The sequence below is a fragment of the Paenibacillus solani genome (genome assembly GCF_001277345.1).
GTDB lineage: Bacteria > Bacillota > Bacilli > Paenibacillales > Paenibacillaceae > Paenibacillus_AQ > Paenibacillus_AQ solani.
In genome coordinates this window covers 770,897-783,919 of record NZ_LIUT01000008.1, presented here as the reverse complement: position 1 = coordinate 783,919, position 13,023 = coordinate 770,897, and the positions used below count along the sequence as shown (strand labels likewise).

Sequence of the window (13,023 nt, the reverse complement as noted above, 5' to 3'; positions counted from 1 at the left end):
CAAGTCCGCTCGACTTGCATGTATTAGGCACGCCGCCAGCGTTCGTCCTGAGCCAGGATCAAACTCTCCAATAAAGTTTGACTTGCTCATTTAGAAGCTAACGTATTAACGTTTGCTTTGTATTACATTGACGTGATCCATTTGTTCAGTTTTCAAGGAACTTGTTGACTGCTTTGCCGATCAACTTCAATCAGCAGCGCAGGTTTATATCTTATCAAGTATTCAACTTGATGTCAACACTTTTTTTCGACGCCATTCGACAAGCTTTAAAAGCTTTCGTCAAAAGCGACATCTAGTAATATACCATGGTACAAATAATATAGCAAGCACTTTTTAAATAAAACATATCTGCTTTCTCATAACATCGATAATGTCCTTGTTTATATAACAATCACCTTTCATCATTGTATAAATATCATCTTGAATTGCAATTGATTTCCTATATAAAAGGCTTTAATGTTAGTTCATCACTTTTCACGTATCAGGTACCTCAATAGAAAGGAGCCCGCCAAATGTCAGACAAGAGCTTTGCTCTTCCAAAGCCAAAAACCGCCCCTCAACCTACGCATGGTGAGGCCAAGCAGCAGGCTACCGTGTACAAAATCTTGCTCGCCATCAGTTTTGTACACTTATTCAATGATTCGATTCAATCCGTGATCCCTGCTATTTTTCCTATATTAAAGGATAATCTTCTTCTTACGTTTACGCAGATTGGCTGGATCTCCTTCGCGATCAACTTTACTTCATCTATTATTCAGCCGGTTATCGGGTATGCCGCTGATCGAAGGCCAACACCGATCCTGCTTCCGATTGGCATGTGCTTCACATTCGCAGGCGTGTTCATTCTCGCTTATGCCCACACCTATATCCTAGTCTTGTTCGCTGTTGTTTTGATTGGATTAGGCTCTGCGACCTTCCACCCGGAAGGCATGCGTGTCGCTCATATGGCTGCGGGCATGCGAAAAGGTTTATCCCAATCGATCTTTCAAGTAGGAGGCAACGCCGGTCAGTCACTGGCACCACTCCTGACACGATACATATTCGTACCGTTTGGACAGTTCGGTGCAATTGGATTTACCTTCGTGGCAGCGGCGGGCATCATTGTGCAGTCCTATATCGCCCATTGGTACCATGGTATGCTCAAGGCAGGTTACACATTTAAAAAGAGAGCCGCCGGACGCATGCTTGATCCCGCGCGCCGCCAAAGCATACGCAATGCAACGCTGATTCTGGTCATCATCGTGTTTGTCCGCTCCTGGTATGGCGCAGCGATCAATAGTTATTATGCGTTCTATCTTATGGATGCTTATAAGATCACTATAGATAATGCTCAGATCTACATTTTTCTATTCCTTGCATCAGGAGCGGTCGGCACGTTCTTTGGAGGTCCGCTGGCGGATCGCTTTGGTCGACGTAATCTGATCTTGCTATCCATGATCGGCACGGCACCGATTGCATTGATTCTTCCATTTGCCTCTCCGTTCTGGGCTGCTGTGTTATTGTTAATCGGCGGATTTGTGCTTCTATCGAGCTTCTCGGTTACGGTTGTTTATGCTCAAATGCTGTATCCCGGCAATATCGGAACGGTATCTGGGCTGATTACGGGCTTTGCCTTTGGCATGGGCGGGATCGGATCCCTGGTGCTCGGAAACCTCGGGGATGCTTGGGGAATCAGCAATGTCATCATTTCGGTAGGCGTTCTGCCTCTGTTTGGTCTGCTTGCTCTTCTCCTCCCCGGAGATGATAAGCTGGACGAATGGGCCAAGGATTCCTAAAGCAGATTAAAGTCCATTGCAACATCGAGATACTCGTCATCGCGGATACGATGATGAGTATTTTTTATTTTATTTTTCGGACAAGTTTGATAAACCAGTATAAGAATATCCAAGGTAGTACGTACTTAGTTAGCCATTCGATGCTCAATCGAATCGTATTAGGTGCCTCCCCTTCGGCTATATTCCCCATAACCGTGACGAGGATAAAGAGAAGCAGCAAGCCGACACTTACATAAAGCACTTTATTAGCTTTCATATCCAGCCTCCTTCAACACCGCCTTCTCCAATCCATCATATATAATATGACCTCCAATTGAAATCACGAAGTACAACCATTCAAGAAAGAAATGATATACTAAACAAAAATGAAGCCGGAATACAATCACACCCACGACCATCCTTACGAATCAGGCTTATATTAAAGGAATGTTCGATATGTTGAATATACCAGGCTATACCGTTTCCAATATTGTCTATGAGGATTCACATCTTGTAGTAGCGTATGCTTTTTCCAAGAAAACCAATAGAACTATGCTCCTAAAAGTAGTGAAAGAAAGCACACGCACAGCGATTGAAAATGCAAAGATTATTCATGAGTACCATTTCCTTAGCGATCTGAAGATGGGGGGACTATTCCGTCCGTTGTCATACATGTCCTCAAAAACGATGATGGTATTGGAATTCGAGCCTATCCAAGCTCTCACATTAAGAGAATACCACCGCAGCCGAACCCTCTCTCTTGCTTCTATTCTAAAATTACTCAAACAGACGGCAAGCCGTTTACAGAAACTCCATGCTCAAGGCTTCGTCCATCTAAACATTAGACCAGATACCGTGCTCGTTCAGGAGCACACGCAGGACATTTATTTGACTGGCTTCGGCTATGCTGTTCGCTACGATCAGCTTGGACTGGAGGACCAGGGGAGCTTGGAAGGAAACCCGATCTATATGGCTCCCGAGCAAACCGGACGAATGGAGCATCTATTGGACGCCCGTGCCGACATCTACTCACTCGGCGTTACGTTCTATGAATTGTTATCAAATCGAAGACCTTTCACTGCCAGCGGTGCTTTGCAATGGGCTCATGCCCATCTCACCCACAAGCCCGAGCCCCTCCATGAATTAGATCCTCGCATTTCCCCATGGATTTCGGATCTGATCATGAATATGCTGGCAAAAGATCCGAATGAGCGTTATCCCAGCATGCAGTTCATCGTGGATAAATTGACACAGTATAAGCTTTCTTTCAAAAAAGAGAGAGGTGCAGACTTCGATGCAGAAATGCGAAAAGACGTGCTTTCAACTTCTCATCCAACGGATCGGGAAAACACCAAGACCAAGGATCTGACTGCCCTGGGTGCAATCGAGGAACGGGAAAAGATTTCGACAGGTTCCGTTAACTTCCCGATCAACGGCCATATCGTCAGCTATCCGCAGGTATTGGATTTGGCCGCTGTTATTCAAGCTTCGCAAATTTTTATGGAGGAAACAGAGAGTGAGAAAGTAACCGCACGGCTGATGGAGCTTCTGGTCATGAACGCCGGTGCTCATTGCGTCTATTTACTAACAAAGGAATCGGACAGCTGGTACGTAGAAGCGGAAGCTATACTGGAGGACAATCTAATCCAAGCCTCCTGCGATCGGAAGCGGCTAAGTGCAGACCATCAGGTCAGAGAGCGTTTACTGTACCAATCGATGGAGGCTCAACAAGTCATCCAAGGGCAAGCAGCCCTGCTGGGCAGCCCAGCGGTTTCAGTAGAACACACAGGAGGTGGTTCCGTGCTCTACCTGCCCATTATCATTCAGGGTCAGTTGGCCGGCGTTCTGTACTTAGAGAATCTGATGACTCGAAAAAAAATTGTGAATGAACGTCTTCATGTCATAAGAAATATAGCTTCGCAAGCCCTGTTCGCCATTAAAGCCAGCTTGCAGTCCAATCAGAGACTCCACCAGGACTCCCTTCAAGGGTTTGGACAGCAAACCGATAGGGTATACGAGTTAACAAGGCGGGAGAAGGAAGTACTTCAACTGGTCTCGCAGGGACTGTCGAATAAAGAAATCGCAGCCGCATTAACGATCAGCAACGAGACAGTCAAGACACATCTCAAAAAAATATTCGAAAAGCTGAAGGTCGACAAAAGAGTAAAAGCTGCATCTGTGGCTAATACGTTGGGATTACTGCAGCATGACGATGCTTCCCGTGATTAGGCCTTTTGCATAAAAGGCGGCAAGACTTATAAGGGGAGCATGATCCCTCGAATTGAGGCATCCCGACATGTGGGTACAAAAAATCACCATGTTCTCATGATCGAAACATTATAAAAGCACTGCATCAAAAAAGCTTACTTAAAAGGCATTCGCCTATTAAGTAAGCTTTTGATTTACTCGTCCCGTTCGAGAAGCTCCATCAAGCGATATATGACCGCAGCCGTCTCTGCTCTTGTGGCAAATCCTTGTGGGAGGAAGCGACCATCAGGGTAACCTTTAAGGAGTTTGCTCTCGACGACGGCTGATACTTGATCAACCGCCCAAACCGAAATGGAGTCCTGATCCTTGAATGACGGTTTGTCCGTTACAGTTCCGAAGGATACGCCCGTGAGTTGACTCGCCCTGGCCAGCATGACAGCCATCTGCTCTCGCGTAATCCGGTCGTTAGGACCAAAAACAAGGTTGCTGTACCCTTCTGCAAGTCCATTGGCGACAGCTGTTCGAATCGCTTGATCTGCCCAGTGGCCAGCCGTATCACTAAACTTGATCGAGCCCTGTTCCTCCAACTCCAGGCAACGGACCAGCAGCGTAATAAATTCAGCCCGGGTGACCGGCTGTTTCGGCCTGAAGGTCCCATCCGGGTATCCTTGCAGCAGCCCCTTTTCATATAACCACCGTATTTCTGGTTCTGCCCAATGGCCGGAAATATCAGTAATCGCGGGCATTTCCATACCAAGTAAAGGCTGAGGAGGCTGGACTTTGGCCGGAGGATCTTCAGGATCAGGAGGAAATTCTTTGGATCCACTAGCCTCTTTCTGTTCCTCTTTGTCTATTACAGGCGGTACTGAAGGGCTGCTGCCACTATCCGGTGATGGACTAGACGGTTCAGATGGGTTAGGATGGCCTCCTTCCTCCTGTCGAGGTCTCACGATAACGGTCCGAATCGCTTCCTCAGCTTCATTACCGGCACGATCCGTTACCGAATAACGGAGCCGATATTCCCCTGCTGTAGCGACGTCGACTTTTCCCGTCACCTGGATACGATTTGTAAGATCGCCATCCAGATTATCGTGGGCAGTCGCGCCCGGATCCATGAAAGCAGTATGCTGTGTCAGGATAATCACAGACTCCCCAAGCAGCGTGATCACAGGCTTTTCATGATCAATATTCGTGATCTCCAGCTGCTTCACAGTCTCGTTGCCCGCCTGATCTCGGACGTAATAGCTCACCCAGCCATTCTCGAAAATCTCAAGCTGTTCCGTCCAAGCATCGCCTTCCGTGTGGAAATATGCTGTTTCTTTCTGTCCCATAGCAAGCTTACGCTCTATAAGCGGAATGGGAGCATAAACGGAAGCCGTTACGGTCACAACGCCCTGAGTAGGTACAGACGGCGAGGAAGTAAGCTGAATTACTGGCACCTCTTTATATATATTCTTGATTTCCATAATTCCAATCCCTTTGTTTCCGGCAGCGCTTTCTGCGTATACCGTATACCATCCGTTCAGTTCAACTTCAAAGGATTGGTTAAAGTTATGGCCTTCCGTTTCAAAATAGGATAGAGCCCTCTCTCCGGATGCCCACTTCATGGTGACAATCGGACTTCGGGTATTGTACACATCCGCAGTCACCGTCACATTTTGATTCGTAGGCTGTTCTATGGAAGACCGCAGCTGAATGTCGGGAATTTCCTTATCGATGGTACTTACATAGAATGTTCTCACCGCTCCGTTGCCAGCTGCATCTTCTGCATAAACGGTATATGCTCCATTGTCATGAACGATAAATCCGCCACTAAAAGCGGTACCTCCGCCATTACGGAAAAAGGCCTCTGTCTGCTCGCCTTCACTCCATTTCTGCATGGAGATAATATCGGAATTATCCTGGACAGTTACGGTTACGCTAACTTCTCCATTCGTCCATGTGTTCGGAAGCAGTACAGGATCTGCTATGATCGGCTTCTCGGTGTCCAAGTTGACAACCTTAATAGTAGCCACCTCTTCATAACCAGCGTTATCTTTGATATAAACCGAATACTCCCCATTGTCATTAACGGAAAAGCTTGTCCCGGCAAACGGTGTTCCCCCTGTATTAAAATATGCGACTGGCTGATGGCCAGCTGCCCATTTCTGCACCGCAATGCCGCTTCCGTTATCCGTTACCTCAACTTGAACATCCATTGGTTTGCTGGCCCAGTCCGATGAGGCAAGAGACAATTTGACGCTGGAACCTATTTTATAAATATTGCTGATTTCAATAGACTGGACATGCTCGTTACCGGCATGATCTTTAGCATAGACCGTGTAGAACCCATTGTCATCAACCATAAAGCTTGCCCCGTTTAGCTCTGTACCGGCATTTAGGAAATAATCCGCTTCCCGTTGTCCTTTCGACCATTTCCTGGTTTCTACACCGCTGTCATCATCAGAAAAATCGGCCGTAATCATGACCTCTCCCTGGGTCGGCAGTATGGGGGAAGAGGTCAACCTAATATCCGGGGGACGGGTGTCGAGATTCTGAATCATGATCTCTTCCGTCACCCCATTACCCATCTGATCTTCAGCGTACACCGTGTATATCCCATTGCTAGTTACTTCAAAGGTATTGGTGATTGCGGTTCCTCCGCCATTTTGGAAGAATGACTCGGACTGCTTGCCTGGGGTCCATTTTACGACCTTTACCCCACTGCCGATATCTTCAGCGGACACCGATATTTGTACCGGGGCGGAAGTCCAGCCCTTTGGAGCAGACTCCAAGATCAAGGATGGAGGCATACGATCGATATTTTGGATCTCAATGGTTCGGACCGCTTCATTACCGGCACAATCCTTGGCGTACCAGGTATACCATCCGTTACTTCCAGCCTGGAAAGCATCACCGGCCACAGAATTCCCATTATTGCGGAAATAGGAAGCATCCTTGATGCCTTGCTCCCATTTCTGAATCTCGACACCGCTACCCGTATCTCGTGCTTGACCTCTGACAGCCACGCTATCCTTGGTCCAATCGGTTGTGGATAGAGCTAAATCAATCTCGGGAGGTGTCCTATCAAAAATGACAGAACTGCCGTCTGTAGTCGCCATTACGGTCTTTGTATCAGCGTCATCCTGATAAGTGATAGTAAAAGGAACTTCTCCTTCGCTATGCAAAGCATTCAGTGTGACATGCCCCTTCCACTCTACCCCGCCCGCAGTCGATACAACGGGGACCGTCTGTCCTGCCAAGGTAACGATTGGATTCTGCAATAAGGGAAGCGAAGTAAAGGACAAGGTGACCTCAGTGCCTTCTTTTGCATAAATCGGGTTGAGCCCATCCGAATGGATGGAGACGTCTTGGACCAGATCTACATTCATCTTGTAAGGAACACGGGAATTGACATAATTCAGTGTTTTGTCCTCGCCTCCCCAAGTCGTTGTGTAATGACTCAGCGTTGTCCATAATGCATTAGCCGGCACTTCAGGACCACTAAGTACATTAACTCCGTCAACGCTGTACGTATACTGCTGATTATGAATAGCTTTCTTCTCGCCAAAAGCTCCGTCAAAGTTGCTAATGGTAAACCACCTTGCTTCAGCCGGAAGTTCGCTATAATAGGTAAAATCAATTTGCTTTCTTTCCGTAGTTATTCCGTCGAGACTGAAGTAAAATTCATTTCCCCCATGTAAGCTTTCGAGTGGCATAAAGGTGACCCATTTCGCATCCGCGGGAACGTTGTTCAAGTTCGCCAGGTACTTTACTGTTTTCCCATCACTATAGTAATGAAGTATCCCTCCCCCTCCTCGTGGATCATATTGAATGGAGCCAATCGTCTCGGCCTGCATCTGGAAAGCTGAGGCCTGATCCTTTACCGGAATAAACAGCCCGCTCAGCAGTAGCGATACTATTAGAGCTAGAATAATAAATGCCCTTTTTGCCATACGTTTAATGACCTTAAACCTCCTTGTTTATATGTTGATTCTCAAAAATGAGAGGGATGAATCAGGGAGTATAGTTCACCCTCTACTAAAATAGTAGCTCTTGCCTAAGCCGATAAATATCCCCCGTGTGAGGGATCTTTCTTCAAGGCATGTCCACCTAAACACACTATCGAAAGTTTCACCTTTCAAAGTTATTCATCGCATTAAATAACAAAGACCCTGAAAGATCAGGGTCTTTGAGTTTCTGTTCCAGTCTATCTGTAGCGAACAACATCCAGAACATATTTAATGATATGAAACTTTAGATTTTGCTTAGAGCACCCAGCAATCGGTATGCAATGATGGATACCTGAGCCCGTGTAGATGTCTCTCCCGGTGCGAAGCGGTTGCCGTTTACGCCTTTCACTATTCCTTGGGTCACAAAATAGGATACGGCCGCACGTGCATCCTCGGAGATCAGACTATTGTCATGGAAAGACAATAAGCTTTCTTCCGTAGAGTCGATATCCATCGCTTCTGCCATCATCATGACCATTTCCTCACGGGTCAGCGGCTTCTTGGCTCCCGCTTCCTTGCTGCGTGTCTCCCAATCGATGCCTGTTTCAAAAATACGGTCAAGTAGCGTTGCAAATTCAGCACGGGTCACCACATTGTTTGGTGAGAAACGGCCAGCCCCCGTCCCATTAGTGACATGCTGCGAGGCAGTAACTTCGATTTCGTCCTTGGCCCAATGGCTGACGATATCATTGAAGCTTACGGTATTCTCAGCGGCCACATAAGATCCCGGTCCATTGACACTGAACGTAATCGAGCCCCTTGTAGAAGATTCCAGCAATCCTGCGGATTTCAGGTCGCCTGTTTCCGATTGGAGGTAAGCACCTACCTTACGCTTATCCTTCACTTTTGCCGGGTCATAGTTCAATGTCAGCAGAAGCGGATGTTTGAACTTCTCTCCGTGTTTGACTGAAACGACCGATGACACTGCATTTAATGTGCTGCTGGAGCCAGCTTTACTTGCAGCCACCGAAACGGCCAAGCTGAATCCACTGCTTGTTGTAAAATCATCCAAAGCATCGGCAGACACGGTCAAGGTGAAGCCGTTACCCGTAATAACCAGCGGTTTGCCTGACGCTTTCAGTTTATCAATGGTAGCCTTGTTTAATGTGAATGCTACATCGCTGTACTTCGTGAAGTCCAGCTTCGAAACATCCAGCTTCACTTCCTTGTCCTTGCCGGCAATTCCTGCGGCAATCTTCGTTTCTGACAAAGCAGCCGTAGCGGACTCGGAACCATCTGCATTTTTCTTGGTGGTGACTTTGGCGTCACCCAATACTTCAGGGGCTGGCGTGGAAGGTGTTCCGCCCCCGGAGGATGAACCTCCACCGCCTCCACCCGAGCCGCCGCCTGAGTTACCTGGGTCAGGGTTAACCGGGTCTGGATTACCAGGTCCCGGCACACCCGTCAGCTGCAGGGTTACCGAAGCCGTTCCCTGAAGCCCTTGACGGTCTTTAACAGTCATTTCCACGGCATATCGGCCTGGGGACAGCCCGTCTAATGCAATGTTAAATGAACCATCCTGCTCGACATCGAAACTGCCTTGCTTGGCAACCGATTGGTTCGCTCTTTTAACGACATAACTAGCATTAAGCCATTCGCTGACGTCGAATTTAATTCCCCACTCCTCCCACATGGCTGGAGCAGCCTTTACATAGAGGTCATCGATTGTACCGGTTAATGCAGGTTTGTTCTTGCTGGATAGCTTGACGTTCTGCTCCGTCTGGATGACAGGAGCTGCTCTCTTCACGAAGAAGGGAATCGCAGCATGGTCTGAGTGCACCTTGTTATTCATATCCAAGGATAACAGCTCGATCGAATACAGTCCGTCCTGCACCTCTGCGATTTCGCCGGTTTCATAATCCATATATTTTCCTGTCCAGCCTAGCGTATATGGAATATTCGCATTAAAAGGGGCTTCTGCGCCGAATACTTGGCCGATAATACCATCGCCATCCACGCCTGCCTCTGGATGAAGACTGTCATACAAGTTCACAATGACAAGCTGCATCGGATTGTAGAATTCAAAAGCGAGGTTCAACTCGCCCAATTCGCCCGTCTCGGTCAATGGAACATGCGGCAAGTAGCTTTCTGTATCACTATACGCCTTGACATACTTCACGCCCGTGATCTCCAGATTAAAGTACGCAACGTACGGAACAGAATACGATTGACTTCCATTCGTGAAGGTAATATAGCCTTGTTGCTCCGATATACCTTCGATGCCTTCAGGTACCTGAAGAGTTACCGTCAGCTCTTCCTGGTCTTGAAGTGTAAAGGATGTTTTATCTACTGTGACATGGACGCCCGGCGTGGACTTTGTGTCATTAATGGCCACATTAAATGTGCCGCCTGTGCTTCCGATGCGTTCTACCTTTATTTTTTTCTGAACGGTCTTCGCCGATTGTCCAGTGAAATTACCGAAATTGATGCTGCCAGTAATGTTATCCTGTTGGTTCGCTGATCCATACTCCTGATAAGAGGTCTTGTCCAGGACCTTCACCAGAGCTTCAGCCTGGATCGTCTGCAGCGCTTGTACTCGCCCAGCCCCCTGGTCCATGACTTCATACACATCGGTATTCAGCACCTTAGCATTATTCATCAATGCGACTTTTACATCGAATGGAGACCAGTCATTATGCTTCTCCAAAATGAGAGCTGCAAGGCCTGCCACATGTGGAGATGCCATGCTGGTTCCCGTAAGACGATCATAAGACTGACTGTAATCGGCATTTGGGTCTACCTTTCCATACCTTGGAACGGAGGACAGAATGCTTGTCCCTGGTGCAATGACGTCAGGCTTAATATCCAGCGTCTTTTTAGCCGGTCCGCGTGAGCTGGAAACATACATTTCATCACCCAAGGTTCGGTCACGCTTAAAATCCGAGAAATTCACCTTGAGATCGGGATTGGCAGCCAACTGCGATTGGATATAATCGCCGTCTTCCTTACTCATACTAAAGGTAGGTATGAAAGCAAAGCTGTCCCCAAGCAGAACGTCGATTGGACCCGGGTTCTGGTTGAATACGATAGCTCCCACTGCACCCGCTGCCTTTGCATTCGCAATTTTATCGACAAAGGCGAGATCACCACGTTTGATCAATGCGATTTTACCCGTTAGGTCTTTATCCGCGAAATCCTCAGGCTTGCCTAAATCCGCATAGACCAGTTCAAAATCTCTGTCCAAAACGACTTCCGGGTCTTCTGCCAAATTCCAAGCCATCAAATCCAGCTCATATGTAGCATTCACTACCGTCACTGGAGCATTATCGATTTTCGATGGACTTTTATCTTCCTCCTTAACAGCTTCCGAGGCCTCCTCCTCAACTCCCGGCTCATCATCGTTGCTACCTTCTTCTGACTGATCTGCATTTCCATCATGCTCTTTATCTGAAGATTCGGTTTCCCCGCCAGGTACTCGTTCTTCCGTATCCACGCTTGATGCAGATAATGCTGCATCATCACGGTCTGCCTGTGCTTCTGTATTCGGCTCGTCAGGAAGAACGAATTGTTCTGGATCTTTTTCAGACCCAGGCGTCCCAGCATTGATTCCTTCTGTCGACTCTCCTGGCGCTTCTGCTGGCGTGAAAAAATGCGTAGTTGCCGCTATTTCATCACTTGGTCCAGTTGAGTTTCCTACCGTAATCACAAAGGCCGCTGCCCCCGGCGATCCAAGCGTCCAGCGGTCAGGCCCTGAATTCCCGCTTGCAACAACAGGCGTGACACCAGCCAACGCAGCATTGTTGAGAGCAACAGAGGTTACATAATCCGGGTCGTTGCGCGCACTGCCAAGTGAAAGATTGATTACATCCATTCCATCTTCCACGGAACGATCAATCCCTCCCAGGACCCAGCTGGAATAACCATTCCCATAAGGCCCCAGAACGCGGTATGCGTAAATCTCTGCTTCCGGCGCGATACCCACTACTCCATATTCGCCAGCATCGCGTGCTCCGATAGTACCCGCCACATGCGTACCGTGGTCGGTCCAGTAGGTACTTCCTCTATCATTGACTTCAGGAGGATGGGAAGGATCATTCTCCCAATCGAGCGGGGTCGTTTCATAAGGATCATCATCATTATCAACGAAGTCATATCCGCCTTTATAAGCATCTATTAAGACAGGATGAGTGTAATCAATACCCGTATCAATGACACCGACTTTAACGCCCTTCCCTGTATACCCAAGATCCCATACATCCGGTGCACCGATGAACGGCCCCGTATCTTTCATGTAAGGATTCACTTCATCCTTCGGCCCGACGCTTACCTCCACATCGGGATATACGCCCAGTACGCCTGGAATATCCAGCAATGCTTCAACCTGGCTTGCGTCGATTTCCATTGACACCCCGTTGAATGCGTAGCGATACTGTTCCGATATTTCATGCGTAATATTCTTCGTGTTCAGACTTCGGATAAAGGTTTGCTGTTCCAGCTCCACCTGAGCTTCTGCCTTTGCCTCCGCCGAAGAATTAAAGGTTTGACCTTGCAAAGAGGATATACCTTTAGCCAAAGCAACAGGTTCAGCCGACAACTCCACTATGACTCTCGCAGGCCCCGCGGAGGATCGCCTCAGGCTCTGCTCCAGCTGGGGAAACTCTGCTAGTTTAGCTCGCTGCTTCAGGATATCCTTGAGCTGCCTTGCTTCATCAGCGCTCAGTGAATTGTCCAGTTCGATCTGTTTCTCTGGCGGAGCAGCCCCAGCTGCTGGTACAACTAGTGACAACGTTAATAGAAAACTTAATAGTACGGACCATAACTTTTTACTCAAGGCTTTGCCCCTCCCATAAGGTAGATTTCCCAATCACATTCAGGGTCCGGGATATCTCCATAGCTCCATGCTGCCAAACGTGGTTATCCACTCCTTTCTGCATCAAAACTGACCCATGGTGAATAATTCTAGAATCCAAAAATAGAATCCTTCGTCCATTTTTGTATGTTTTTGTTAATATTAGTCGATTATATAAGAGGTTTTGGCGAATGGTAGATAAGTTCCTAGATTTCAGGGAATTACTTCATGGGGAGTGGGTGGGGGTATGTGAGGGGAAGAGATGGGCGTGTTAATTGTT

General features: G+C 47.7%; 5 protein-coding genes. 2 read left to right on the top strand and 3 right to left on the bottom strand.

Annotation, left to right across the window (positions count from 1 at the left end; translation table 11 throughout):
* Positions 1-512 precede the first annotated feature (512 nt).
* Complete coding sequence (locus tag AM231_RS27445) at positions 513-1,775, top strand: MFS transporter (protein WP_053491254.1); 1,263 nt, start codon at positions 513-515, stop codon at positions 1,773-1,775.
* Between the two features lie 64 nt (positions 1,776-1,839).
* Here the strand turns inward: AM231_RS27445 and AM231_RS27440 are convergent, their stop codons facing one another.
* Entirely contained in the window at positions 1,840-2,031 is a 192-nt protein-coding gene (locus tag AM231_RS27440) for a hypothetical protein (RefSeq protein WP_054405463.1), read from the bottom strand.
* Positions 2,032-2,210: 179 nt separating this feature from the next.
* Between AM231_RS27440 and AM231_RS27435 the strand changes: the two genes are divergently transcribed.
* Positions 2,211-3,983, top strand: coding sequence for a protein kinase domain-containing protein (locus tag AM231_RS27435; RefSeq protein WP_054405462.1), 1,773 nt, complete (start codon positions 2,211-2,213; stop codon positions 3,981-3,983).
* Between the two features lie 173 nt (positions 3,984-4,156).
* Here AM231_RS27435 and AM231_RS27430 read toward each other — a convergent pair whose 3' ends face one another.
* Positions 4,157-7,897 carry an S-layer homology domain-containing protein gene (locus AM231_RS27430; RefSeq protein ID WP_054405461.1) on the bottom strand — a complete coding sequence of 1,247 codons (3,741 nt, stop codon included), beginning with the start codon at positions 7,895-7,897 and terminating at the stop codon, positions 4,157-4,159.
* Between the two features lie 301 nt (positions 7,898-8,198).
* Positions 8,199-12,725, bottom strand: a complete 4,527-nt coding sequence (locus AM231_RS30310) for a S8 family serine peptidase (RefSeq protein WP_054405460.1) — start codon at positions 12,723-12,725, stop codon at positions 8,199-8,201.
* Positions 12,726-13,023 lie beyond the last annotated feature (298 nt).

Bases quoted from the DNA above. Each gene is read 5' to 3' on its own strand.
- AM231_RS27445 (WP_053491254.1), top strand. From the start codon at position 513: ATGTCAGACAAGAGCTTTGCTCTTCCAAAGCCAAAAACCGCCCCTCAA.
- AM231_RS27440 (WP_054405463.1), bottom strand. From the start codon at position 2,031: ATGAAAGCTAATAAAGTGCTTTATGTAAGTGTCGGCTTGCTGCTTCTC.
- AM231_RS27435 (WP_054405462.1), top strand. From the start codon at position 2,211: ATGTTGAATATACCAGGCTATACCGTTTCCAATATTGTCTATGAGGAT.
- AM231_RS27430 (WP_054405461.1), bottom strand. From the start codon at position 7,897: ATGGCAAAAAGGGCATTTATTATTCTAGCTCTAATAGTATCGCTACTG.